General features: G+C 73.1%; 20 protein-coding genes. 5 read left to right on the top strand and 15 right to left on the bottom strand.

Features of this window, described 5'->3' with window-relative positions; all coding sequences use genetic code 11:
• Nucleotides 1-55: 55 nt before the first annotated feature.
• Both ACWEVP_RS04550 and ACWEVP_RS04545 read right to left on the bottom strand, forming a co-directional pair.
• Entirely contained in the window at nucleotides 56-619 is a 564-nt protein-coding gene (locus ACWEVP_RS04550; protein ID WP_452061242.1) for a DinB family protein, read from the bottom strand.
• Between the two features lie 19 nt (nucleotides 620-638).
• A complete protein-coding gene (locus ACWEVP_RS04545) occupies nucleotides 639-3,917 on the bottom strand; it encodes a glucodextranase DOMON-like domain-containing protein (protein WP_452061241.1) in 3,279 nt (1,092 codons plus the stop codon).
• Between the two features lie 123 nt (nucleotides 3,918-4,040).
• Here ACWEVP_RS04545 and ACWEVP_RS04540 point away from each other — a divergent pair, with 123 nt between their 5' ends.
• A complete protein-coding gene (locus ACWEVP_RS04540; protein WP_364461223.1) occupies nucleotides 4,041-4,451 on the top strand; it encodes an ATP-binding protein in 411 nt (136 codons plus the stop codon).
• Between the two features lie 3 nt (nucleotides 4,452-4,454).
• Here the strand turns inward: ACWEVP_RS04540 and ACWEVP_RS04535 are convergent, their stop codons facing one another.
• From ACWEVP_RS04535 to ACWEVP_RS04510, 6 genes are all read right to left on the bottom strand, one after another.
• Nucleotides 4,455-5,180 (bottom strand): ANTAR domain-containing protein, encoded by a 726-nt coding sequence (locus tag ACWEVP_RS04535; RefSeq protein WP_452061240.1) that lies wholly within the window; start codon nucleotides 5,178-5,180, stop codon nucleotides 4,455-4,457.
• Nucleotides 5,181-5,378: 198 nt separating this feature from the next.
• The gene (locus ACWEVP_RS04530) at nucleotides 5,379-5,681 is read right to left on the bottom strand and encodes an STAS domain-containing protein (RefSeq protein ID WP_452061239.1); all 303 of its coding nucleotides are present in this window, start codon (nucleotides 5,679-5,681) and stop codon (nucleotides 5,379-5,381) included.
• Entirely contained in the window at nucleotides 5,678-9,754 is a 4,077-nt protein-coding gene (locus ACWEVP_RS04525) for a SpoIIE family protein phosphatase (protein ID WP_452061238.1), read from the bottom strand. Before ACWEVP_RS04525 ends, ACWEVP_RS04530 begins: the two co-directional genes overlap by 4 nt.
• A 195-nt stretch (nucleotides 9,755-9,949) precedes the next feature.
• The gene (locus ACWEVP_RS04520) at nucleotides 9,950-10,363 is read right to left on the bottom strand and encodes an ATP-binding protein (RefSeq protein WP_452061237.1); all 414 of its coding nucleotides are present in this window, start codon (nucleotides 10,361-10,363) and stop codon (nucleotides 9,950-9,952) included.
• Nucleotides 10,360-11,934 (bottom strand): PP2C family protein-serine/threonine phosphatase, encoded by a 1,575-nt coding sequence (locus ACWEVP_RS04515; RefSeq protein WP_452061236.1) that lies wholly within the window; start codon nucleotides 11,932-11,934, stop codon nucleotides 10,360-10,362. The genes ACWEVP_RS04520 and ACWEVP_RS04515 overlap by 4 nt, the downstream gene beginning before the upstream one ends.
• Nucleotides 11,931-12,314 (bottom strand): STAS domain-containing protein, encoded by a 384-nt coding sequence (locus ACWEVP_RS04510; protein ID WP_452061235.1) that lies wholly within the window; start codon nucleotides 12,312-12,314, stop codon nucleotides 11,931-11,933. The genes ACWEVP_RS04515 and ACWEVP_RS04510 overlap by 4 nt, the downstream gene beginning before the upstream one ends.
• Before the next feature lie 167 nt (nucleotides 12,315-12,481).
• On the opposite strand from ACWEVP_RS04510, the gene ACWEVP_RS04505 reads away from it, so the two are divergent.
• Nucleotides 12,482-12,865: an STAS domain-containing protein gene (locus ACWEVP_RS04505; RefSeq protein ID WP_452061234.1), complete on the top strand. Its 384-nt coding sequence runs from the start codon at nucleotides 12,482-12,484 to the stop codon at nucleotides 12,863-12,865.
• Nucleotides 12,866-12,883: 18 nt separating this feature from the next.
• Here the strand turns inward: ACWEVP_RS04505 and ACWEVP_RS04500 are convergent, their stop codons facing one another.
• On the bottom strand, nucleotides 12,884-14,107 hold the full coding sequence (locus tag ACWEVP_RS04500; RefSeq protein ID WP_452061233.1) for a PP2C family protein-serine/threonine phosphatase: 1,224 nt from the start codon (nucleotides 14,105-14,107) through the stop codon (nucleotides 12,884-12,886).
• Nucleotides 14,108-14,189: 82 nt separating this feature from the next.
• On the opposite strand from ACWEVP_RS04500, the gene ACWEVP_RS04495 reads away from it, so the two are divergent.
• Nucleotides 14,190-14,909 (top strand): histidine phosphatase family protein, encoded by a 720-nt coding sequence (locus ACWEVP_RS04495; protein ID WP_452061232.1) that lies wholly within the window; start codon nucleotides 14,190-14,192, stop codon nucleotides 14,907-14,909.
• Nucleotides 14,887-15,756 carry an NAD(P)H-hydrate dehydratase gene (locus ACWEVP_RS04490; RefSeq protein WP_452061231.1) on the top strand — a complete coding sequence of 290 codons (870 nt, stop codon included), beginning with the start codon at nucleotides 14,887-14,889 and terminating at the stop codon, nucleotides 15,754-15,756. Before ACWEVP_RS04495 ends, ACWEVP_RS04490 begins: the two co-directional genes overlap by 23 nt.
• Here ACWEVP_RS04490 and ACWEVP_RS04485 read toward each other — a convergent pair whose 3' ends face one another.
• Genes ACWEVP_RS04485 through ACWEVP_RS04470 form a run of 4 tightly spaced genes read right to left on the bottom strand, consistent with a single transcriptional unit; the run spans nucleotide 15,757 to nucleotide 19,792 of the window.
• Nucleotides 15,757-16,476, bottom strand: coding sequence for an SDR family oxidoreductase (locus tag ACWEVP_RS04485; protein ID WP_452061230.1), 720 nt, complete (start codon nucleotides 16,474-16,476; stop codon nucleotides 15,757-15,759). It lies immediately after the preceding gene.
• Nucleotides 16,473-17,315 (bottom strand): oxidoreductase, encoded by an 843-nt coding sequence (locus ACWEVP_RS04480; RefSeq protein WP_452061229.1) that lies wholly within the window; start codon nucleotides 17,313-17,315, stop codon nucleotides 16,473-16,475. The genes ACWEVP_RS04485 and ACWEVP_RS04480 overlap by 4 nt, the downstream gene beginning before the upstream one ends.
• Before the next feature lie 41 nt (nucleotides 17,316-17,356).
• A complete protein-coding gene (locus tag ACWEVP_RS04475) occupies nucleotides 17,357-18,175 on the bottom strand; it encodes a helix-turn-helix transcriptional regulator (protein ID WP_452061228.1) in 819 nt (272 codons plus the stop codon).
• Between the two features lie 54 nt (nucleotides 18,176-18,229).
• Nucleotides 18,230-19,792: an alkaline phosphatase D family protein gene (locus ACWEVP_RS04470; RefSeq protein WP_452061227.1), complete on the bottom strand. Its 1,563-nt coding sequence runs from the start codon at nucleotides 19,790-19,792 to the stop codon at nucleotides 18,230-18,232.
• Between the two features lie 137 nt (nucleotides 19,793-19,929).
• Here ACWEVP_RS04470 and ACWEVP_RS04465 point away from each other — a divergent pair, with 137 nt between their 5' ends.
• Nucleotides 19,930-22,188, top strand: coding sequence for an extracellular catalytic domain type 1 short-chain-length polyhydroxyalkanoate depolymerase (locus ACWEVP_RS04465; RefSeq protein WP_452061226.1), 2,259 nt, complete (start codon nucleotides 19,930-19,932; stop codon nucleotides 22,186-22,188).
• Here ACWEVP_RS04465 and ACWEVP_RS04460 read toward each other — a convergent pair.
• Together ACWEVP_RS04460 and ACWEVP_RS04455 are read right to left on the bottom strand one after the other, a co-directional pair.
• Nucleotides 22,185-22,679, bottom strand: a complete 495-nt coding sequence (locus ACWEVP_RS04460; protein ID WP_452061225.1) for a methylated-DNA--[protein]-cysteine S-methyltransferase — start codon at nucleotides 22,677-22,679, stop codon at nucleotides 22,185-22,187. The two genes, ACWEVP_RS04465 and ACWEVP_RS04460, sit on opposite strands and share 4 nt — an antisense overlap.
• A gap of 17 nt (nucleotides 22,680-22,696) precedes the next feature.
• Nucleotides 22,697-23,593, bottom strand: a complete 897-nt coding sequence (locus tag ACWEVP_RS04455) for a glycoside hydrolase family 16 protein (RefSeq protein WP_452061224.1) — start codon at nucleotides 23,591-23,593, stop codon at nucleotides 22,697-22,699.
• Between the last annotated feature and the right edge of the window lie 254 nt (nucleotides 23,594-23,847).

The raw sequence follows: 23,847 nt of genomic DNA, 5'->3' as shown, positions 1-23,847 counted from the left end.
CCCGCCGTCCACTTCGGACCGGGGGCGGCACTTTCACGTGAAAGTGCCGCCTCCGTCAGGACTCCGCGGCGGCCCGCGCGGCTCGCTCGATCTCCGCGCACCGCTCGGTCCAGAACCCGCGGTCCCGGGCCGGCGCGCTGGTCGTCCCGTCGAGCTGTTCGCGCAGGATGTCGGCGTGCCCGGCGTGCCGGGTGGTCTCGGTCAGCCGGTGGACCAGGACAGTGAACAGCAGCACGTCCGGCCGCGGCCACCACGGCACGTGCCCGGGCGCGTCGACGGGCAGCGCCTCGATCGTCGCGTCGGCGTGCGCCGCCGCGCGGTGGTATCCGTCGATCACCTCCGCGCGCGTCTCGTGCTCGGTCGCCCAGAAGTCCCGGCCGCGCGCCCCGGCGTCGTCCCAGCGGGGCAGCGGCTCGGGGAACGGCCTGCCGAACACCTCGCCCAAGTACCGCGTTTCCCACAGCGCCAGGTGCTTCACCAACCCGAGCAGGTTGGTCCCGGTCGCGGTCAGGGGACGCCGGACGTCGTATTCGCTCAACCCCTCCAGCTTCTCCAGCACGGCCTCGCGGGCCTCGCGCAGATCGTCGTGCAGGTACCGCTTCGCGAACTCGTCGATCACGGCACCCAGCTTGCCAGGATCACCCGACCGGCACCCCGCGCACTGCGACCGGCCCCCGCGTCGGGTCCAGCTCGACGGCCTGGTCCACTCCGGACGGCGTCAGCACATCCAGGGCCTTCGGGGCCGTCGCCGGGTCCGCCGCGCAGATCGGCGCGGTCCCGCCCGCGGCGCACAGGCCGAACGTGTACTGGCCCGCCGTCGGCGTGAACGGCCGCGCCTGGTCGGGGGAGTTGCCGTCCTGCCCGGTCAGCACCACCGCGAACGTCCAGCCGGCCGCCGGGGTCCCGAACGCCGACTTCGCGACGCTCATCGTGATGTACCGCGTCGCCTGCGAAGCCTGCACCGAAGGCGTCGCCAGCGTCGCGCCCGAAGCGTCGACGAGCGCCGGATCGGCGAAGCCCTGGACCTCGATCCGACGGCTCCACGCGTCTTGAGCCGCGATCGTGTACGCCCGGCTCGGGAACGGCGGGGCGGTCGACGTCGCCGTCGCGGCCGGGTCGTGCGCGTAGATCGTCAGCAGCTGCGCGCCCAGCGGCGAGCCGAACGTCGGCGTCAGGTCGCGGACCTGGGCGCGGAACACGAGGTTCGTGCCCGAGTCGATGACCTGGAACCGCTGCAGGTCGAACGCGCCCGCGTGGAAGTCCCCGGCCGTCGGGTAGGTGAACGCGGCCGGGCCGTTGTCGTCGCCGTCCGGGTCGGCCTGGTCGAGCAGGACCGTGCCGGTGACGAAGTCCGAGCTGATCGTCTTCTGCGCGTACCCCGTGCCGCCGCCGGAGGTGGCTGCCGCCGTGACGACGTTCGCGCCCAGCGGGGTCGGCACCGTCGCGCCGAACGTCCCCGCCGCCGTCGCCCGCACCGACACCACCGACGTCGTGCCGCCGTCGGTGTTCGAGACGGCCAGGTCGACCTGGCTGCCCGCGGGCGCGGTCCCGGTGACCGCCGCGGTCGCGGTGGACACCGACGCCGGCGCGTCGAGCGTGACCGCCAGCGCGGCCGGCGGGGCGTGCGTGACGTACCGGGCGCGGACGTCGGCGGGCTGCTCGGGCAGGCGGCCGTCGTCGAGGGCCCTGGCCAGCCGCACCGACTGCGACTGGGCCCAGCTCAGCGGCGCGACCGAACCCGCGGGCTGTCCGGGCGCGAAGCCGATCGACGCCGTGCGCGGGTCCGAGCCGTAGGGCGACGCGGGCAGCGCCGGGTCTTCCCACGTCTGCTCGGGAATCAGCCCGGTGCCGCCGGTCTGGGCCCGCATGGCGCGCAGCAGCGCCGCCGCGCCGGCCCGGTCGCCGGTCTGCACGGCCTGCTCGCCGCGTTCGCCCGCGAGCACCGGCCAGAGGTGGCCGGACCCGGTGTTCGGCCCGGGCCACGGTGCCCCGGTCGGCGCGCAGTTCGTCGGGTCGGGCTCGTAGCAGTCGCCGTAGCCGTCTTCGCTGCCCGCCGCGGAAGTCCCGTAGCGGTACCAGCCCGGGCCGGTGGGCGTGTCCCGCTTGATCACCCGGTCGACGACGCCGAGCGACGCAGTGACGTCCGCGTCGTTCGCCGGCAGCACGCCGAGGCGGGTCAGCTCGAGGAACCCGGCGTCGACGACCGCGCGCTGGTCGGCGTCGACCGAGCCGTTGCCGAGGTTGTAGATCCACTCGGAGTTCGGATCGCCGTTCTTGGTCAGCCGCAGGAAGTACCGGCCGCCGTACGGTCCGTTCTGCGTGACCGTCCAGCCCTTGATGCTGCGCTGGAAGTGGTCCGCAGTGGCCCGGTAGACGCGGGCGCGCGCACTGTCGCCGTTGCGGTCGGCGATCACGCCGGCGGCGACGAGCCCGGCGATCTCGGCGGCGATCGTCGAGGGGGAGTAGCCGCCCTGTTCCTCCCAGCGCTCGGAGCCGAACGCCGGGCCGTGCGCGACGACGAAGTCCGCGGCCGCACGGATGTGGTCGGTGTAGAGCGTCCGGTCGCGATCGAGGCCCGCTTGCAACGCCATCAGGATCGGGTACGCGCTCTCGTCGAGCTGGTCGCCGCCGGAGTCGGGGGCCTTCTTGCCGTTCAGCATCGAGTTGCGCGGGAACCGGCCGTCCGGCTGCTGCTGGCGCGAGAACAGCCATCGCACGCTGGCCTGCGCGGTGTCGCGGTCACCGGCCGCCAAGAGCCCCGAGAAGCTTTCGTAGAGGTCGCGGGCGAAGATCTCGCGGTACGACCCGAAGTAGACGGGCTTGCCGCCGGGCGCGTCCCCCGCGGAGACGGCCTGCCCCCACGGGCTGCCGAGCGACGCGACCACCGCGCCGGGGAACGTCTTGTCCTCACTGGCCTTCAGCACGTTGACCGACTGGAAGTACGCAGTGGCGTCTTCGGAGTCCTTGCCTCGCAAGGGAATCAGCCCGTTGTCGTAATCGCGCCAGCCGCGCGCGTACTCGCGGTAGCTCTGGTCGAACGGCGTCCGCAGGCTCGCGCCGGCGGTCCGGACCGCCGCGCGCGCGTCGGACCCGAAGCCCAGCGCCAGGGTGACCGGGCGGCGCGGTTGCAGGTCCAGCTGCGCGGTCTGCACGACGTTGCCGTTCACCGCCGACGGCGTCCGGTCGGTCAGCCGGTGGTCGCGGTCGAGCTGGGCCAGCCCGTCGCCGGCGGTACCGACGAACCCGCTGGAGGTGCTCAGGAACCGGCGGTCGGCGCGCAGCGCGGCGGCCAGCGGGGTCCCGTAGTCGCGGGCCGGCGCGCTCGAAACCGTGTTCGGGTCGGCGCTGACCAGCGCGGACGTCGCGGCGTCCACCGAAGCCGTGTCCCCGCCGCCGTTGGCCGGGCCACCACCGCCGTTGCCGTTGATGCTCGCGTCGAACCGCACGTAGACCTTGAGGTCGCTCCCGGATCCGCGCAGCGGGTCCAGGCGGGTCCGGATCAGCACGCCGGTGCGCGCGGGGTCGGTCAGGTACTCGGTGACCAGCTTGTACCTGCCGTTGCGCGGGGTCGAGGTCACCTCGCACGCCATCCCGCCCGCGCTCGTGCGGACGGTGTAGGTCATGTCCCGCGCCTGCAGGTCGGTGAACGTGCGGCCGTCGGTGACGGCGAACTGCAGCGTCTCGACGTTCGTGTTGTCGATCACCGGCGCGTAGACGTCGGACAGCACGCCGCCCGCGACCGTGAACCACGCCTTGCTGGTGGTGTTCCGGGCGGTGCCCAGGCAGTCCTTGCGGGCCAGGCCGAAGTGCGAGAGCGCGCCCGGCCCCGGATCCGGGGCCGCGGCGGCGGCCGGGACGGGGAGGAGGGCGGCGGCCAGCACCGCGCACAGCACCACGGACGACGTCGACCGAGTCATCGGCACATCCGATCACGCCCGGTCGCGGCGCACCAGGTCCGAAAGCAGCAGCCGGAGCCGTTACCCGTGATTGAGAAACCGGACCGGTGGGTAGCAAACCCACAGTCCCCCGGGGAGGTGAACGTGGAAGAGCACGAAGCGGACGGCTGGCGGTACCGCGGCACCATTTCGCCACGGACGCTGCCGAGCCTGCGGCGGCACCTGGTTTCGTGGCTGCGCAGACGCGCCGGCGACGAGGTCGGGCGGCAGGCCGACGACGTCGTCCTGGCCTGCTGGGAAGCGATGGCCAACGTGCTGGACCACGCCTACCACGGCCGGCCGGGGCTGATCGACGTCCGTGCGCGGATCGACGAAGACGTGCTGATCGTCACCGTCGCCGACCAGGGGCGCTGGACGTCGGTCACCGAGCGGCCCGACCGGGGCCGTGGCCTGCGGCTGATCCAGGCGCTGGTCGACGGGCTCGACATGCGCTCGACCGACGACGGCACGGTGATCACGCTGACCTGGCCGTTCCCGGCCCGCCGCACCGCCTGAGCGTCAGTCCGCCGAGGACAGTCCTTCCACGAACCGCGCCGCGACGTCCCGGAGCTTCACGTTGGTGTGCTGGGACTCCGCGATCAGCCGCTTCATGGCGTCGTCGGCGGTGATCCGGTGCACGGCCATCAGGATGCCCTTGGCCTGCTCGATCACCGCCCGCGAGCTCATCGCCGTCTCGAGCTCGGCGACGCGGCGGCGGGCGGTCAGGTAGCGGCGGGTGGAGCGCAGGCCGAACGAGACGATCGTGGTGTAGAGCGCCAGCAGCCGCGAGTCGGTCTCGGCGAAGCCGTGGTCGCCGTAGCCGAACAGGTTCAGCGCGCCGGCGAGGGCGTCGTCCACGCGCAGCGGCGCGGCGAGGTAGCTGCCGACACCCTGTCCGCGTGCGTAGCTGGTGAACTCGGGCCAGACCGCCCCCGCCGTGGCGAGCGGCAGCCGGACGATCTCGCCGGTCTCGGCCGCCCGCAGGCACGGGCCTTCGCCCGCCTCGTACTGCACCCGGTCGATGTCGACGGCGCGGTCGTCGGTGGAGGCGGCGGTTTCCGGCTCGCCGTCGCGGATCGCGGTGATGCTGGCCATGTCGGCCCCGGGCACGGCCCGGACGGCTTCGGCGCAGACGGCCTGGAGGATTTCGGACTCGGACGGCTCGGTCTCGAGGGCCGTGGCCAGGTCCGCCATCGCCGCGGTCAGCTCGTCGAAGTGCTCGGGCGGGATCGGTTCGCCGGTCACTGCGGTCACCTCCGTCCGGCTGCTGCGGCGAACGATACCCGCGCCGGCGGACGAGGAGGGGGCGGTGGCTCCCGGCCCGGCGCTCGCTGCTGAACGTCGTGGGTTGGGCGCCGGGGCCACCTGGCGACAGCCGGCAGCACAACCCACCCCGCGACCGTCGCTGCCGCCCGCTTACCCCGTTGGCCGGTGGCCAACCCCTCAGCGGATCGTCACTTTCGCGACCAGGGTGAGACCCGAGACACGCAGGACGCGGTCGAGCAGGCGCGGCGCGATCAGGCGCACGTCGTGCCCACCCGCCCGGTCGAAGAGCGCGGCGATGCCGGCGCTGTCGAGGTAGGCCACCCCGGTCAGGTCGACGGTCAGCGCCACCCCGGCCGCCAGCTCACGCTCGAGGGCCGCGCTGAAGTCCGCGGCGTTGCCCATGTCGATCTCGCCGGTCACGGTCAGGATCCGGTCTCCGTCGTCGCCCGCGGAGGCGACCAGCGTGAGTGCCGTGGTCACGAACCGATTCTCCATTCCAGGGTGACGGTGGTGCCGGTCGCGTCGTGCCGGACGGAGACCGCGTCGGCGAGCGCCTCCATCATCGGCATCCCGCGGCCGCGCAGCACGTGGTTGTCCGGTGGTGCCTGCTTCCAGTGTCCGCGATCGGTCACCGTGACGACCAGGTGCGCGCCGGCGAAGCGGGCCGACAGGTGCGCGACCCCCTCGGCGCCGGGGTAGGCGTGTTCGACGGCGTTCGCGCAGGCCTCGCCGGCGGCGACGAGGATGTCCTGCGCGAGCTCCTCGCCGAGCGAGGCGGTGCCCAGCCACGCGCGCAGCCAGTGCCGGGTCGAGGCGAGGTTGTCCGGGTGCGCCGGGAAGTCCAGCTCCAGCGGCGGCACCGACCGCCGGTACAGCAGCAGCGCGACGTCGTCCTCGTAGCCGTCCGCCGGCCGCAGCCTGCCCATCAGCGTGGCCGCCAGATCGGCGAGGTCGGCCTCCCGCGCGCCGTGGGCGACCGAGGTTGCCCGGTCGATGCCGTCGTCGAGCGCCTCGCGGCGGCGCTCGACGAGACCGTCGGTGTAGAGCATCAGCAGTGAGCCGACCGGGACGACCGCCGTGGCCTCCGGGCGCGCGACCGGGACGCGGACCGCGAGCGGCACGCTGCCGCCCGCGTCGAGGAACTCCGCCGAGCCGTCCTGGTGCACGAGCGTGGCGGGCGGGTGCCCGGCGCTGCTGTAGGTGAGCGTGCCGGTCGCGGGGTCGAGGACGCCGCAGAAGACGGTGGTGCACAAGGCACCCGGCAGCCGGTCGGCGAAGCGGTCGAGCGTGGTCAGGGTGTGCGCCGGGCCGTTGGCCTCCAGCAGCAGGGCGCGGCAGGCGCTGCGCAGCTGGCCCATCACCGCGGCCGCGGCGAGCCCCCGGCCGACGCAGTCGCCGACGACGATGCCGATCCGGTCGCCCGACAGCGGGACCACGTCGTACCAGTCACCGCCCACCTCCAGCGGCGGGTTCGCCGGTTCGTAGCGCACCGCGAAGCCGTCGGGCAGCAGCGCCGGGCCGAGGATCGAGCGCTGCAGCGCGATGGCGACCTCGCGCTGCCGGTCGTCGCGGTGGGCGCGGCGCAGCGCGTGCGCCAGCGTCCCGGCCAGCAGCGCCAGCAGCGTCCGGTCCTCGATGCCGAGCGGGCGGCCCGGGTCGGGCTCCACCCAGAGCGTCAGCCGGCCACCGGGGTGGTCCAGCGTCGCGCCGGCGCCGCCCTCCGCGGGCGTCGCGTGCAGCGCGGGCAGGGACCGGACCTCGCCGAGCTTCGCGCGCAACGGCGCCGCCAGGTCGGTCCACCGCCGGTCGCCGGCGTCGGTGGAGGTCAGCTCCGGTTCGCCCTCGCGCACCCACGTCACCGCGAGCACACGCTCGGCCTGCCACAGCTCGCGCAGCAGGTCCAGCGCCGTGCGGAGCACTTCGGGCACCCCGCTGACGCCGGCGAGCCGCTGGTTCATCGCGGCCAGCGCGGTTTCCCGCTGCACCGCGTAGCGCTCGGCCGTGACGTCGCGGATCGTGCCGACGAGCCGGCGACGGCCCTCGTCGTCGTGCAGCTCGTTGTAGGAGATCGCGGCCCACACCCGGTGCCCTTCGCGGTGGCGCAACGGCAGCACGAAGTTCCCGGACGGCTCGGTCCGCGACCGGCCCAGCGCGTCGGCCACCTGCCGGTAGGCGACCGGGTCGTCGTCCGGGTCCGGCGCCCACGGGAACGGCGGCGAGTAGGGCAGGCCGTCGGGCCCGTACCCGATCAGGTCGCTGCACGCGGCGTTCATCTCCACGACCCGCCCGTCGGCGTCGCAGACGAAGAAGCCCTCCTGCATCGACTCGATCATCGCCGCGCGCCACCGCGAGTGCTGCGTCCGCAGCCGCGCCAGCCGGATGGTCGTGCGGACGCGGGCGAGCAGCTCCCGCGCGGAGAACGGCTTGACCAGGTAGTCGTCGGCCCCCGCGGCCAGCCCGTCGACGGCGGCCTCCTGCCCGGCGCGGGCGGAGAGCAGCAGCACGGGCACCGCGGCGGTGCGCGGGTCCCGCCGCAGCTCGGCGAGCAGGCCGAGCCCGTCCAGCCGCGGCATCATCACGTCGCTGATGATCAGCTCGGGCGGCTCGGCGGCCGCGGCGGCGAACGCCTCGACGCCGTCGCGGACCGCCGTGACCACGTAGTCCTCGCGCAGCAGCCGGGCCAGGTAGTCGCGCATGTCGGCGTTGTCGTCGGCGACCAGCACCCGGGCGCCCGTGGCCGGGGCCGCCCCGGCGGCGGGTCCGGGATCGTCCTCCGGCAGCCAGCGCAGCGCCTCCTGGACGTACGGCTCGACGGTGTCCGCGGCGAGCCCGCCCGCCGACGGCTCCGAGGCGACGTGCTCGGCGGGCAGGTGGCGGGTGCCCAGCGGCAGCCGGATCCGGAAAGTCGTGCCCTCGCCCGGCGTGCTCTCGACGGCCACCGTGCCGCCGTGCATCCCGACGAGCTCGCGCACCAGGGCCAGGCCGATCCCGCTGCCTTCGTTCGAGCGCGACCGCGAGGAGGGGATCCGGTGGAACCGCTCGAACAGCCGGGGCAGCTCGTCCGCGTCGATCCCGATCCCGGTGTCGGAGACGACGACTTCGGCGTGCTCGCCGTCGAGGGCGGTGCGCACCCCGATCTCGCCGTCGAAGGTGTACTTGACCGCGTTGGACAGCAGGTTGAGGACGACCTTCTCCCACATCCCGCGGTCGACGTGCACCGGCCTGCCCAGCGGCGGGCAGCCGACCTCGAAGCGCAGCCCGGCCCGCTCGACGGCGGCGCGGAACACGCTCGCCAGCTCCGCGGTGAACGCCGAAAGGTCGACCGGCTCGAAGCGCGCCTGCATCCGGCCCGCCTCGATCCGCGAGAAGTCGAGCAGGTTGTTCACCAGCCGGCCCAGCCGCAGCGCGTTGCGGTGGATGACGGCGACCTCTTCGCGGACGCGCTCGTCCGCGTCCTCCAGCGTCTTGGCCAGCTCGGCGACCGGGCCGAGGATCAGGGTGAGCGGGGTCCGGAACTCGTGGCTGATGTTGGCGAAGAACGTCGTCTTCGCCGCGTCCAGCGCGGCCAGCTCCTCGGCGCGGCGCAGCTGGGCCTGGTAGGCGAGCGCGCCGTTGACCAGCGCCGCCGTCTGCTGGGCGACGAGCCCGAGGAACGTCCGGTAGGACTCGTCGAGCGCGCGCCCGGCGCTGGCCGCCAGCACGATCACGCCGGTGGCCGCGGTTCCGGGTGCGCCGGGCAGCGGCAGGACCATCGCCTCGGTGGGCGGGGTGGACCACTCGCCCGACGGCAGCTCGCCGAAGGCGGTGGTCAGATCGGAGACCGTGCGCGGGGTGCCGTCGGCGAGCACCTCTTCGAGGGGCCAGCCGCCGGTGTGCCCGGGCCCGCCGGGGGTGGCGGCGGCGAGGGCGAGCCCGCCGTCGTCCTCGCGGACGTGGATCGCCGAGTACGGCACGTCGGCGCCGGCCCGGCCGAGCACGCCGGCGACCAGCTCGCAGGCCTCGCCGACGGTGCGGGCGATGCCGGCCTGGGCACCGAGCTCGCGCAGCGTGGCCATCCGGCGCTCGCCGATCACGCGCTCGGTGGTGTCGGTGACCGCGGTGAACACCGCGCGCACGACGCCTTCGTCGTCGTGGACCGGGCTGTAGGAGTAGGTCCAGTAGGTCTCTTCCCAGTAGCCGTGCCGGTTCATCGGCAGCAGCAGGTCCTCCGACCAGGTCGCCTCGCCGGTGGCCATCACGCTGTCGAGCATCGGGCCGATGATGTGCCAGATCTCGTCCCAGACCTGAGCGCCCGGCTTGTCCAGCGCGGGGTGCTTGGTGCCGAGCAGCGGCAGGTAGGCGTCGTTGTAGAGAAACCGCAGCTCCGGGCCCCACCAGACGATCATCGGGAAGCGTGAGGTGAGGCAGATCCGCACCGCCGCGGTCAGGCTCGCCGGCCAGCCCGCCGGTTCCCCGAGCGGCGACGACGCCCAGTCGAAGTCCCGCATCCGGGCGGCCATCTGGCTGGTGCCCGGGAAGACGGCCCGCTGGCCGGATTCCTCGCCGACGGTCATCACACTCCCGATCACGCGGCCCCGGCCGAGCCTACCCGCCCGGGACGGGCCCCGCCGCGCACGCGAACGCCACACGCACGGGTGACGCGGGCCACGGAAGCCGGTCGTGCGCGGCGGTGCGATCGACGTGTGGTCGGGACCGCCCGGCGAGCCGCCACCGGCCGAAGCGGCCCCCCGCGCCCCGGTGCGGCGGCTTCAGCCGAGCCAGGTCATCGTGACCGTCGTGCCGTCCTCGCGGTGCACCTGCGCGCTCTGGTCGGCGAGGCTGTCGATCAGCAGCAGGCCGCGGCCGCGCAGCCCGTTCGTCGCGGTGGGGGTGCGCCAGGCGCCGTAGTCGGTGACCGTCACCGTCAGCCGCCCGTTCAGCTCTTCGGCGCGGACGTCGACCGGACCCGGTTCGCCGTGGCGGTAGGCGTGTTCGGCGGAGTTGGCCATCGCCTCGTAGCCGGCCAGGACGATGTCCTCCCGGCGCTCTTCGCTCAAGCTGAGGGCGCTCAGCCAGTCCGCCAGCGCTTCGCGCAGCTCCGGCAGCCGGTCGGCCACCGCGGCGATGCGCCGGTGGAACGACGCCGGCGGCGCGGGCGCGCCCGGGGGGAGGGGGTCCGTCATGCTGGGTCCTCTCCGCGGTGGCGCACGTGGATCAGGGCGATGTCGTCGTCGTGCCTGCCGAGGGTCAGCTCGGTGACGAGCTTGTCCCAGGCTGTGCCGAGGTCGGCCGCGGCGAGCACGGAAGGGATGCCGGCCAGCAGCCATTCGACCCCGAGGGTGAGGTCGCGCGTGCGGCTTTCGACCAGCCCGTCGGTGTAGAGCACCAGGTCCGCGCCGGGCGGGAACCCGGTGCCGCGCTGGGGGAACTCCGAACCGACGCCGAGCGGTTGCGCCAGCGCCTCGCCGATCTGCTCCGGTCCGCCGTCCGGCCGGACCAGGATCGCCGGCAGGTGACCGGCGTTGGCGTAGGTCAGCGTGCCCTCGTCCGGCCGGTGCACCGCGTAGAAACACGTGACGAAGCTTTCGCCGAACAGCCCGCCGGTCAGCGCGGAGACATTGCGCAGCACCTCCGACGGGGGCAGCTCGAGCAACGCGTAGCAGCGGATGGCCGTGCGGACCTGGCCCATCACGGTCGCGGCCGTGACGCCGTGGCCGACGACGTCGCCGATGACGAACGCGGTCGCGCCGGACGGGAGCGCGATGACGTCGAACCAGTCGCCGCCCACCTTGCTCCCGGTCACCGCGGGCAGATACCGGGTGACGACGTCGAGGCCGGGCGTCGGCGGCGCGACCGGGAGCATGCTGCGTGACAGCTCCGAGGCGAGGGTGCGTTCGCGCTCGTACAGGCGGGCGTTGTCCAGCGCGATGGCCGAGTAGGCGGCGATGCCCTCGGCGAGGTACTCGTGCCGCGCGGTGAACCGGTCGGGCTCGGAGTGGCCGAAGAAGAACCCGCCCAGCACCTCTCCGCTGGTCGGGCTGAGCACCGAGACGGCGAGGTAGCTGCACACGGGCAGGTGTCCCGCCGGCATCCCGTGGTAGGGCGCGTTCCGCCCGAACCGCGGGTCCTTCGTGATGTCGGGGCTGCGCACGGTACCGGTGCCGTCGAAGGTCGGCGCGAACACGTCGGTGTTGCGCGGCATGGGAAACCGCTCGAACGCCGCCCGCGGCACGCCCGAAATCGTGTACAGCGTGTAGGACTCGCCGAGCTCGTTCACCAGGTTGTAGAAGAACGCGCCGAACTCGGCGCCGGTCGCTTTCGTGGCGGCGTCGGTGGCGTCCTGCACGATCCGGTCGAGGTCCAGCTGCGCGGTCAGCTCGCGGCCGGTGGAGTGCAGCGCGTCGAGCACGACCGCTTCGCCGCGCAGCTGCCGCACGGTGGCCGACAGGCGGGCGGTCGCGGCTTCGACCGCGGCGGCGACGGCCGACGGTGCCCCGGTGACCGCGCCGGTGGTGTGGACCAGCGCGCCCCCGTCGTCGGCGGCGACGGCGATCGCGGCGGTGATCCCGCGGCCCGGCACCAGATCCGCGAGCAGCGCGGGGTCGGTCACGGCCACCGCGACGCGGTCGCCGAGCACCGCGCGCGCTTCGGCGGGGTCGAGGGGCCGGACTTCGGTGGGCACGGGGGAACCGGAGGCGTCGGCGAAGGCCCGGCGCACGGCACCGAGCAGCTCGTCGAACTCCGGGGTGGTCATCCGGCGGCCAGTGCCTCGGCCAGCGACGGGTAGATCGCCAGCTCGTCGGTCAGCCGGGTCAGCTCCAGCGGGCGCAGGGTGATCCGGCCGGTGGCCACCACCCGCAGCGGTGCCGACACCGTCCGCCCGCGGTGCGCCCGCACGAGTTCGGCCATGCCCGCCGAGGCCAGGAAGGTGACGCCGGTCAGGTCGATGACGAGCACCGCGGGTTCCAGGCGCGCGGCGCGTTCGGCGAGCTGCCGCAGCTTCGGCGCCAGTGCGAGGTCGAGTGCGCCGTCGACGCGCAGCACGGCGGTGCCGTCGTGGTGGTTCAGCGCCACCGTGCCCGCTGAGCTCGCCGCGTCCCCGAGTGTGTTCCCGGTCGCGTCCGTTTCGGCCATGCGGCTCATCCTGCCTGGTCCCGGACGCCCCGCAAAGCGGAGGGGGTGCTGACACGGCGGCGGCCGCGGGGTGCGGGCATGATTGATCCCGGTTGAGCAGACAGCCTTCGTGATCACGCGCGCCCTCCGGACGTTCCGGGGCGCTGCCGAAGGCGAGGAGAAACACGATGACGGAGCACATCCACACTGAGGGCTCGGCCACCGCTGTGCCATTCGGCGAATTCCGGATCGCCCGGATGGAGCAAGGCGACGCGGTCGTCGTCGAGGTGGCGGGAGACGTGGACACGACCACCGCGCCCGCCCTCGTGCAAGCCGCGGAAGAGGCGCTGGCGGCGGCCCCGCCGCTGCTGGTCGTCGACCTGACCAGGGTGGAGTTCCTCGCCTCTCCCGGGTTGACGGCGTTGCTGACCATCCACCGCGACGCCGGTCCCGGCACCGTGGTGCGGATCGTCGCGTCCGGCCGGGCGACCCTGCGCCCGATCCAGCTGACCGGGCTCGAGGACAGCCTCTCGCTGTTCCCGACCCGCGAGGCGGCGCTGACCGCGTCGTGAGGGGCGTCCCGGCCGGGGTCAGTCGCCGGCCGGGACAGTCAGGCGCTGGATGGCCAGCAGGGCGACGTCGTCCTGGGCCGCCCGGTTGCCGATCATCGTGGCCATCAGCTTCGCGCAGACCCGCTCGGGGGCGTCGGCGCGCAGGACTTCCGCCAGCTGCCGCATCCCGGTGTCCACCGGCCGGTCCCGGCGCTCGACCAGGCCGTCGGTGTAGAAGGCGAGCACGCTGCCCGGTGCCAGGTCGAGCACCGTGGTGTGCCGGTGGGGCTCGCCGATGGTCAACCCGATCGGGGGATCCGGTCGCACGTCCACCAGCCGGCCCGGCTCGCCGGGCACCGCGACCGCCGGCGGCAGGTGCCCGGCCAGCGACAGGGCGATGCTCCCGCGGCCCGGCCCGACGATCCCGTAGGCGACGGTCGCCATCGCGCCGTGCTCGAAGTGGTTGGCCTTGCGGTCGAGCTTGGCGAGCACCTCGTCGGGGCTTTCGCAGTCGAGGGCGTACGCGCGCAGGGCGCTGCGCAGCCGCCCCATGATCACGGCGGCCTCCAGCCCGTGGCCGGAGACGTCGCCCATCACGATCCCGAGCCGGTCGCCGGGCAGGACGAACAGGTCGTACCAGTCGCCGCCGAGCCCGCTCTCCGCGCCCGGCACGTACCGCGCGCCGAAGGCCAGGCCGGGCACCTCCGGCAGGCTGCTGGGCAGCAGGCTGCGCTGCAGCGCCATGGTGGCGGTGCGGTTCTCTTCGAGCGCTTCCACCTGGATCGCCATGGCGAGGCGGTCCGCGAGCAGCTGCATCGTCGCGACTTCGGCCTCGGTGAACTCCCGCGGGGTGACGGACCCGACGTGCAGCACGCCGACGAGCTCGGACCCGGCGACCATCGGCACACCGAGCATCGCGCGCAGTCCCCGCTCCCACAGCAGCGAGTTCACGACGGTCGTCTCGTCGACGTGGTCGAGCACGACGGGCCGGCGCTCGAGCGCCACCCGGCCGGCGAACCCGCTGCCGATCGGCACCCGGACACCCTGGTGGACCTCTTCTTCGATGCCGGCCGCGGCGAAGGCGACGAGCTGGCGCCCGCTGGCCTGGTACCGCAGCACGGTCGCGGTGTCGACCTCCATCACCTCGCGCAGGCGCTGCAGCGTCTCGGCGAGCAACTCGGCCAGCCCCAGGTGTTCGGCGGGTACGCCGAGGATCTTCTCCAGCTGCTGCAGCCGGTCGTGGGCGCCGAGACTCCGGGACATGGAAAGACCCTAGCCGGAACTCCTTTGCGCGCCTAACCATCCCGGGTTTCGGCGGCGGGTCCCCGCGGGTAACCACCCGGGCGTGAGCGTCGACTTGGAGTGGGTGGCCGTGCTGCGCCACGGGCAGAGCACCGGGAACGTGGCCAGGGAAGAGGCGGAGTCGGCGGGGGCGGATGTGATCGACATCGCCGAGCGCGACGCCGATGTGCCGTTGACCGACCTCGGCCGCGAGCAGGCGAAGGCCGCGGGGGAGTTCCTGGCCGAGCGCCCGCCGGATCTCGTCGTCACCTCGACCTACCGCCGCGCCTGGGACACCGCGCTCCTGGCGACGCCGGACGGGGTCCCGGTCGTGCCCGACGAACGGCTGCGCGACCGCGAGCTCGGCGTGCTGGACCTGCTGACCTCGCACGGTGTCGAAGAGCGGTGGCCCGACGAGCTGCGGCGCAAGCGGCGGCTGGGCAAGTTCTACTACCGGCCGCCCGGCGGGGAGTCCTGGGCGGACGTCGTGCTGCGGCTGCGATCCCTGATGCGGGAGCTGAGCGCGGATCACGGCGGCAAGCGCGTGCTGCTGGCCGCGCACGAGATGACCGTCTTCGCCCTGCGCTACCTGCTCGAAGGCCTGCCGGAGCCCGACCTGCTGCGCGCGGCGAACACCACCGAGGTCCCCAACGGGTCGGTGACGGCCTGGGAGCGCGACCGCGACGGCGGGTTCACCATGGTGCTGGCCCAGGAAGTCGGCCACCTGCACGCCACCGACACCCCGCCCACGGCGGACGACGATGCCGCCGAGCAGCTCTCCTGACCCGGCGCCGATCAGCCCCGCGCTGTTGCGGGAGGAGCGGATCGGCACCGAGGACCGCGGCACCGTGCTCGTGCTCGGCGGCGCCCGGACGGTGCCGGGTGCGCCGGCGCTGTCCGGGACGGCCGCCCTGCGCGCCGGGGCGGGCACGCTGCAGCTCGCGGTGAGTGAGCGGCACGCGGGCGCGCTCGGCGTTGCGGTACCCGAGTCGTCGGTGTTCGGGCTGCCGGAAACGGAGTCCGGGGCGATCGCCGGGGACGCCGTCGACCGGCTGGCCGACGTGCTGCCCGGCGCCGGCACCGTCGTGATCGGACCCGGGCTCACCGGTGCCGGGGAAACCGAGGACCTGTTGCGGCGCTTGGTACCCGCCATCGCCCCGGACGCCCGCGTGGTGCTCGACGCCTTCGCGCTCGGCGCGCTGAGCCGGGCGCCGGAGCTGGCGAAGCCGCTGTCCGGCCGGCTCGTGCTGACGCCGAACCGGACCGAAGCCGCGTTCCTCGACGGCTGCGACGAAGCCGACGTCGACGACCTCGAGACCGCGATCCGGATAGCCGAGCGCTACGAAGGAGTCGTGCTGCTCTTCGGGGTGGTCGCGGACCCGGACGGGCGAACCTGGCGGGACGGCAGCGGCCACATCGGGCTGGCGACGTCCGGCAGCGGCGACGTCCTGGCCGGCCTGACCGGCGGCTTCCTCGCCCGGGGCGCGGACCTCGGCCAGGCCGCCCGCTGGGCGACGCACGTCCACGCCGTGGCGGGACAGCGGCTGATCCCGGACACCGGCCGCACGGGACTGCTGGCGCGCGAGCTGGTGGACGGGATCCCGCGGGTGATCGCCGAGCTGGAACGCTGACTACCGCTGGGCGGTGGGCCGCACGATGACTTCGTTGACGTCCACGCCGTCCGGCTGCCCGATCGCGTAGGAGATCGCGCCGGCGATGGTGTCCGGCGGCAGCGTCACCGCGCGGTAGGCCCGCATCGCTTCCCGCGCACCGGCTTCGGTGATGGAATCGGCCAGTTCGGACTCGACGACGCCGGGCGAAACGGTCGTGACGCGGATGCCGGGCTCCGCTTCCAGCCGCAGGCCTTCGGTGATCGCGCGGGCGGCGTACTTCGTGCCGCAGTAGACCGCGGCCGTCGGCACGACCTCGTGCGCGCCGGTCGAGGCGATCGTCACGAAGTGCCCGGTCCCCTGCCGCCGGAAGTGCGGCAGGGCGGCCGCGATCCCGTGCAGCAGGCCGCGGACGTTGACGTCGATCATCCGGTCCCACTCGTCGACGTGCAGGGAGTCCAAGCGGGACAACGGCATCACGCCGGCGTTGGCGACGAACACGTCGAGCCGGCCGTGCGCTTCGACGGCGGCGTCGGCGAAGGCGGTGACGCTCGCGCGGTCGGTGACGTCGAGCCGGTGCACGTCGGCGGTGCCGCCGGCGTCGTGGATCTCCTTCGCCAGCGCGGTCAGCCGGTCCTCCCGGCGGGCGCCGAGCACGACGTGGTGGCCTTCGCGGGCCAGGCGCAGCGCGGTGGCGTGGCCGATGCCGCTGCTGGCGCCGGTGATGAGGACGGTTTTCACGCGGTTCCTTCCGGGAAGTCGGCGGCGAGGGTGGTCTCGCGCCAGGTCTCGAAGCCGGCCCGCAGGGTGTCGAGCCGGGCGGTGGCGATGTCGTAGGCGGCCTTGCCGAGCAGCAGCCGCAGCGGTGGTTCTTCGGCGTGCACGGCGGCGAGGATCGCCTCGGCCGCGCGGACCGGGTCGCCGGGCTGGTGGCCGTAGGTGGCGGTGGTCGCCGCGCGGCGCGCGCCGGCGGTCTCGGCGTAGTCGTCGATCCGGATCGACGACTGCCGCATCGACGGCCCGGACCAGTTGGTGCGGAACGCGGCGGGCTCCACGATCGTCACCTTGATGCCCAGCGGCGCCACCTCGGCGGCGAGGGACTCGGAAAGCCCTTCCACGGCGAACTTCGTCGCGTGGTAGTAGCCGGTGGCCCCGAAGGCGGCGAGCCCGCCCAGCGACGACACGTTCACGACGTGCCCGCCGCGCCGGGCGCGCATGCCGGGCAGGACGGCTTTCGTGACGTCGGCGAGACCGAAGACGTTGGCGTCGAACAGGTTCCGGACCTCGGCGTCCTCGCCTTCCTCGATCGCGGCGAGGTAGCCGTAGCCGGCGTTGTTGACCAGGACGTCGATCGCGCCGAACGCGCTTTCGGCCTGCTTGACCGCGTCGACGACCTGCGCGTGGTCGGTGACGTCGAGCGGGAGGGCGAGCGCGCGGTCGCCGTGGTCCGCGACGAGGCCGGCGACGCTCGCCGGGTCGCGGGCCGTGACGGCGGCGCGGTGGCCGCGGGCGAGCACGGCTTCGGCCAGTGCGCGGCCGAGGCCGGTGGAGCAGCCGGTGATGAACCAGTTTTCGGGCATGACGAAGAAACCCGTCCTTTCCGACGGTGTGTGAGGGTGGTTCAGCTCGCGGCGAGGCTGCCGAGCAGGGCGAGCGCCGCTTCGGACGAACTGCCGGGCTCGGCCTGGTAGACGACGAGCTGCTGGCCGGGCGCGCTGTTCACGGTCAGCGCCTCGTAGCTGAGCGTCAGCTCGCCGACCTGCGGGTGGTGGAACCGCTTGGTTTCGTGGGTCTTCTGCCGGATGTCGTGGCGGGCCCACAGCCGGCGGAAGTCCGCGCTCTTGACCGACAGCTCGCCGACGGTCTCGATGAGCCGCGGATCGTCCGGGTCGATCCCGGCGGCCACCCGCAGGCCGCCGACGGTGTTGACCGCGACGCGCTCCCAGTCCGGGTAGAACTCGCGCGCGTCCGGGTCGAGGAACACCAGCCGGACGAGGTCACCGCTGTGGGTGTGCCCGGCGAACAGCGCCTCGCCCAGCGCGTTGTGCGCGAGCACCTCGAGGCAGCGGCCGAGCACCAGCGCGGGCGTGTCCGGCCAGCGGTCCATCAGGCGCAGGAGGTTGGGGCTGACCTGCTCCCGGCGACGCGGGCGGCGACGCTGCGGAGCGGGCCGGGCCAGCCGGTGCAGGTGGGCGGTGGCGTCCTCGTCGAGGGCCAGCCCGTGCGCGAGCGCGTCCAGGACCTGCGGCGACGGGTTGCGTTCGCGGCCCTGTTCGAGCCGGACGTAGTAGTCGGTGCTGACCCCGGCGAGCACCGCGACCTCTTCGCGGCGCAGGCCCGCGACCCGGCGCGCCCCGCCCGCGTGCAGGCCGAGCTCCTCGGGTCCCACCTGTTCGCGGCGGGCCCGGAGGAACTCCCCGAGTGCGTTGTCCCTGGTCATGACCCGACCCTAACGCCGATCACCGGCACCTGGGTGGCCGCGCCGCACCCACCCTCAGGCGAGCCGGATCGGCTCCCCGTCGTGGTCCGGCCGCAGGAGCGTCGCGGTGGCTTCGCGGCCGTCGACGTCCAGCGTCATCACGGCGTTGCCGAAGTGCGGTCCCGACACGCAGCTCCAGGTCAGCGGCGCGGGCGGGACGCCGACGCGGCGCGCCAGCCACCCGCTCAGCCGGGTCAGCCCGCGCGCCCAGCCGGCCCGGAACAGCCGGTTCATGTACCAGGGCACGGTGTTGTGGACCGGCGAGCAGGTGAGCTGGTGCACCGGCGCGCCCGGCAGGTCGGCACGCGCGACGTACGCGTGGTGGACGTCGCCCGAGAGCACGTTCACCGACGCCGGACCGTCGTCCGCGACCCGGGCGATCAGCCGGGTCAGCCGGTCGAACGACGCGTGGAACGCCGGCCAGTGCTCCAGGTCGGCGAGCTGCCGGAACCACTCGGACACGCGCCCGATCAGCCCGGGCCGCGCGCAGAGCCGCTCGTTGACCGACTGCGCGGCCGACAGCGCGGTCGGCATCAGCCACGGCAGCGACGTGCCGATCAGCAGGTGGCCGAAGTCGCCGTCGGTCTGCTCTTCGATCCAGCGGAACTCCTCTTCGCCGATCATCGACCGCTGCCCGCCCTCGAGGATCCGCCCGGCGCGGGAGTCGATGACCAGGAGCCGGACCGGGCCGAAGTCGCGCCGGTAGGACCACCGGGTGCCCTTGGCGCCGTCGGCCTCGCGGTCGGCCCGGTCGGCGAACTCGCGCAGCAGGCCGGCGTTGTCGATCCCCGACTTCACGACCTGCTGGAAGACGTCGTCCTCGGCCAGCTCGCGCGGCCCCAGGTTGCCCAGGTGCTGGTAGACCCAGTACGACACGAGCGCCCCGCGGATCCGCTCCGGCCACCACGGTTCGCGCGCCATCTGCTCGCGCCACGCCTGCGAGGTGTTCCAGTCGTCGCGGACGTCGTGGTCGTCGAAGATCATCGACGTCGGCACGGTGGACAGCAGCCAGCGCACCGACGGTTCGCACCAGGCCTCGAAGTACAGGTGGCAGTACTCCTCGAAGTCGGCGACCTCCTTGCCCGGCGGCACTTTCGGGTCACGCCGGCCGGCGAGCCACTCCTGTGTCGCGTCGGTGGTTTCGTCGGCGTAGACCTGATCGCCCAGCAGGAGCAGCGATTCCGGCCATTCGGCCTCGTCGAGCCCGGCCATCCGGTGGGCGTAGGCGGCGAGCGCGTCCGGGCCGAGCGCGTCCTGCTCCCGCGGCTTGCGGCACGACCCGAACACCAGCCGGAACCGCGGATCGCCCGGCGTCAGCGTCCGGATCCGGCTGGGCGGCAGGTCGCTGTCCGGCTCGGGCCACACGAGCTCGTCGTCGAGCCGGACCTCATACGGCGTGCTGCGCCCCGGCGCCAGCCCGGTGAGCACGACCAGCGCGTAGTGGTGCCCGGACACCTCGAAGGTCCGCGCCCGCGCGTCGGCGACCCGGACTTCGCACGGTCCGCTCGTCTCGACCCAGATCGTCGCCGAGGTGGCGTCGACGTGTCTCAGCAGCGGTCCCAGGAGCAGCTCCGTCATGCCCCGGATCCTTGCAGCAGCAAGCCAAGCCGGCAGTTCGAGAGGTCCCGAAACTTTCCGAAAATCGTTGACCGGTCCCGGGCGGCGAACGAACGATCGTCGCAGCTGCGCCCTGCTCCCGGAAAGGATTGACTCGAGTGCGAAGACTCTTCACCGCCCTCCTCGCCGCGGTGCTGTCGATCGCCGCCGCCATCGTTCTGGTGGTCACGGCGCAGCCCGCGTCGGCAGCCGCGCTGACCCGCGTGACCGGTTTCGGCACCAACCCCAGCAACCTGAACATGTACGCCTACGTCCCGGACCACGTCGCCGCCCGCCCGGCGCTGCTGGTCGCCATCCACTACTGCACCGGCTCCGCCTCGGCGGTGTTCAACGGCTACGCGCGCGACTACGTCACCGCGGCCGACCAGTACGGGTACGTCATCGTCTTCCCGGAGGCCACGCGCAGCGGGCAGTGCTTCGACGTCTCCTCGCCGCAGGCCCTCACCCGCGGCGGCGGCAGCGACCCGGTCGGCATCCTGTCGATGGTCGACTACGCCAAGGCGCACTACAACGTCGACCCGGCGCGGGTGTTCGTCACCGGGTTCTCCTCCGGCGCGATGATGACCAACGTGCTGGCGGCGGAGTACCCGGACGTCTTCGCCGCCGGCTCGGCGTTCATGGGCGTGCCCGCCGGCTGCTTCGCCACCACCGACGGGTCGAGCTGGAACAGCCAGTGCTCGGGCGGCCAGCTGATCAAGACCGCGCAGCAGTGGGGCGACCAGGCCCGCCAGATGAGCGGCGGGCGCAGCGGCCCGTACCCGCGGATGCAGCTGTGGCACGGCACCGCCGACGACACCCTGCGCTACCCGAACTTCGGGGAAGAGATCAAGCAGTGGACCAACCTGCGCGGGGTGAGCCAGACGCCGTCGTCGAGTGATTCACCGCAGTCCGGCTGGACGCGCACCCGCTACGGCGGGACCGGCGTGCAGGCGCCGGTCGAGGGCATCAGCGTCCAGGGTGCCGGGCATTCGCTGCCGCAGAACGGGATGGTGGCGTACGCGATCGCTTTCCTGGGCTTGAACAGCGGCTCCACCACCACCACGACGACGCCGACCTCGCCTTCCGCCGGTACCACGCTGGGCAGCGCGGCGAGCGGGACCGGACGCTACTTCGGCACCGCTGTCTCGGCGAGCAGGCTCTCGGACAGCGTCTACACGGGCATCCTCAGCCGTGAGTTCTCCATGATCACCCCGGAGAACGAGATGAAGATCGACGCCACCGAGCCGAACCAGAACCAGTTCAGCTACTCGAACGCCGACCGGATCGTCGCCCAGGCGGCGAGCCAGGGCGCCCGGATGCGCGGGCACACACTGGCCTGGCACGGGCAGCAGCCCGGCTGGATGCAGAGCATGGAGGGCTCCGCGCTGCGGTCGGCGATCCTCAACCACATCACCCAGGTCGCGACCCACTACCGCGGCAAGATCTACGCCTGGGACGTCGTGAACGAGGCCTTCGCCGACGGCGGTTCCGGCGCCCGCCGCGATTCGAACCTGCAGCGCACCGGCGACGACTGGATCGAGGCGGCGTTCCGCGCCGCGCGGTCCGCCGACCCGGACGCGAAGCTTTGCTACAACGACTACAACACCGACGACTGGAGCCAGGCGAAGACCCAGGCCGTCTACCGGATGGTCCAGGACTTCAAGTCCCGCGGCGTGCCGATCGACTGCGTCGGCTTCCAGGCGCACTTCAACGCCAACAGCCCGGTGCCGTCGAACTACCGGACCACGCTGCAGAACTTCGCCGACCTCGGCGTGGACGTGCAGCTGACCGAGCTGGACATCGAAGGGTCGGGCAGCACGCAGGCGGACAACTTCCGCACGGTCACCAACGCCTGCCTGGCGGTGGCGCGCTGCGCCGGCATCACCGTGTGGGGCATCCGCGACACGGACTCGTGGCGGGCGTCGGCCACGCCGCTGCTGTTCGACGGCAACGGCCAGAAGAAGGCGGCCTACACCGCCGTGCTCGACGCGCTGAACGGCGGGACGACCCCGACGCCGACCACCACGCCGACCACCCCGACCACCACCACCCCGACCACCACCACCCCGACCACCACCACTCCGACGACGACCACCACCCCGGCGCCCGGTGGCTGCACCGGCACCTACGCCAAGACGGCGGAGTGGAACGTCGGCTTCAACGGCCAGGTGACGGTGACCGGCTCGAACAACTGGGTCCTGACGATCACCTTCCACGCGCCGCAGAAGGTCATCGGCAGCTGGAACTACACCGGGACCTGGGACAGCACCGGGTACGTGCTGACCGCGCGGCCCAACGGCAGCGGCAACGTCATCGGCTTCACCGTGCAGCACGGCGGGAACCTGACGGACCCCACTGTCACCTGTTCGGTGGGCTAGAACAACCGGCCGACCTCGTCCGCGGGCGGTTCCTCGAGGCTCAGGAGGAACCGCTTGCGGGCGAGGCCGCCGGCGTACCCGGTCAGGCCGCCGCTGGTGCCCACCACCCGGTGGCAGGGCACGATGACGCTGATCGGGTTCCACCCGTTGGCGTTCCCGACGGCCTGCGCGGCGCCGGGGTCGCCCAGCTCGGCGGCCAGCTGCCCGTACGTGCGGGTTTCGCCGTACGGGATCTTCGTCAGCAGTGCCCAGACCTGCTTCTCGAACGCCGAGCCCCGCGGCGCGAGCTCGAGGTCGAACTCGCGCCGCGTGCCCGCGAAGTACTCGCCGAGCTGGGCTTGCGCGGCTTCGAAGGCGTCGTCGTCGCGGGGACCGAGGTCGGTGAGGCGGGGTGTCCGGAGGTGGCCGTCGAAGTAGAGGCCGGCCAGTGCCGCGCCGTCGCCGACCAGGGTCAGCGGTCCGATCGGTGACGCGATGACGGCGTGCTTCATGGCGCCAGCCTACGGGTTCAGCTGTCGCTGACCTTCACCGACAGCGAGTCGATGCTCATTTCGGCGCCGGGGGTGATGTCCGCACCGGGGGAGGTGCAGCCGCAGACCTTGTTCGGGTAGGAGCCGCCGATCGCGACGTCGAAGATGACGAAGAAGCCGTGGTCGACGGCGGCCTTCCAGGTCGCGTCCGAGACCTGGTTCTGCTTCACCGAGAAGGTCTGGGCGCCGTCCAGGTAGAAGCGCAGTTCCTCGGCGGCGGCGTCGCGCCGGTCCACGACCACCGAGTAGCTGTGGTAGCCGTCCTGGCAGCCGGCGCAGTCCTGCAGGTCGCTGGTGATGCCGTCCGGGTCGTGGCACTCGCCCTGCCACTGTCCACAGTGGAAGGTGGTGGAGTGCTTGCTCAGCGCGTTGACGTCCTCCATGATGTCCAGCTCGCCGATGCTCGGCCAGTTCGTCGCGCCGACCGGGCGGGCGTCGGCGCCCATCGCCCAGAACGCCGGCCAGTAACCGAGACCGTGCTCGGGGGAGGGCTGCTTCAGCGTCGCGCTGATTTCGAGCTGCCCGCCGGCGGGGGCGGCGAAGTCGGTGCGCTGCGTTTCGATCCGGCCGGAGGTCCACTGGCCGGAGCCGTCGCGCAGGGGCTTGATCGCCAGGTGGCCCTGGCCGTCGTGGTGGACGTTGTCCGTCGAGTTCGTGGCGGTCTCGATCTCGCCGGTGCCCCAGTTCGCCGCGCCGCCGGGGTAGCCGGTTCCGGTGTCGTAGAGCCAGTCCTGGGTGTTCAGTCCGGTGCCGGCGGCGCCGTCGAAGTCGTCCTGGAAGACGGTGGTCCAGCCGGCTTCGGCGTGGGCCGGGGCGGCGGTGAGGGTGAAGGCCAGTGTTGCCAGCACGGCGGTCAACGACTTGGTGGTGCGCATGAGGTCTCGCTTCCTCGCGAAGAATCTGGTCGTCCACGACCTGCGAGGCCGTCCACTGTCACGGTTCTTCCGCGCCCGCGTCAAGGGATGTGCCCGGAAGTACCCGGCACGCGGTACCCGTGGGCAGTCCTGGGGGAGTCCGGTTTGGAATTTCTTCCGCCGGGGCACCGCGCGGGCCGGGTGTGGCGGTGGTCTGGACCTTCTTTCGAAGGGTTGCCAGGTAACCAAATGGTGGTCATAGTTTGTTGGCGTCC

It is taken from the genome of Amycolatopsis sp. NPDC003865, assembly GCF_053605345.1.
This window is presented reverse-complemented; position numbering and strand designations above follow the sequence as displayed.

Excerpts from the sequence above, each read along its gene's own strand:
- ACWEVP_RS04545 (WP_452061241.1), bottom strand. The coding sequence starts at position 3,917 with ATGACTCGGTCGACGTCGTCCGTGGTGCTGTGCGCGGTGCTGGCCGCC.
- ACWEVP_RS04525 (WP_452061238.1), bottom strand. The coding sequence starts at position 9,754 with ATGACCGTCGGCGAGGAATCCGGCCAGCGGGCCGTCTTCCCGGGCACC.
- ACWEVP_RS04520 (WP_452061237.1), bottom strand. The coding sequence starts at position 10,363 with ATGACGGACCCCCTCCCCCCGGGCGCGCCCGCGCCGCCGGCGTCGTTC.
- ACWEVP_RS04515 (WP_452061236.1), bottom strand. The coding sequence starts at position 11,934 with ATGACCACCCCGGAGTTCGACGAGCTGCTCGGTGCCGTGCGCCGGGCC.
- ACWEVP_RS04510 (WP_452061235.1), bottom strand. The coding sequence starts at position 12,314 with ATGGCCGAAACGGACGCGACCGGGAACACACTCGGGGACGCGGCGAGC.
- ACWEVP_RS04505 (WP_452061234.1), top strand. The coding sequence starts at position 12,482 with ATGACGGAGCACATCCACACTGAGGGCTCGGCCACCGCTGTGCCATTC.
- ACWEVP_RS04500 (WP_452061233.1), bottom strand. The coding sequence starts at position 14,107 with ATGTCCCGGAGTCTCGGCGCCCACGACCGGCTGCAGCAGCTGGAGAAG.
- ACWEVP_RS04490 (WP_452061231.1), top strand. The coding sequence starts at position 14,887 with ATGCCGCCGAGCAGCTCTCCTGACCCGGCGCCGATCAGCCCCGCGCTG.
- ACWEVP_RS04480 (WP_452061229.1), bottom strand. The coding sequence starts at position 17,315 with ATGCCCGAAAACTGGTTCATCACCGGCTGCTCCACCGGCCTCGGCCGC.
- ACWEVP_RS04475 (WP_452061228.1), bottom strand. The coding sequence starts at position 18,175 with ATGACCAGGGACAACGCACTCGGGGAGTTCCTCCGGGCCCGCCGCGAA.
- ACWEVP_RS04470 (WP_452061227.1), bottom strand. The coding sequence starts at position 19,792 with ATGACGGAGCTGCTCCTGGGACCGCTGCTGAGACACGTCGACGCCACC.
- ACWEVP_RS04460 (WP_452061225.1), bottom strand. The coding sequence starts at position 22,679 with ATGAAGCACGCCGTCATCGCGTCACCGATCGGACCGCTGACCCTGGTC.
- ACWEVP_RS04455 (WP_452061224.1), bottom strand. The coding sequence starts at position 23,593 with ATGCGCACCACCAAGTCGTTGACCGCCGTGCTGGCAACACTGGCCTTC.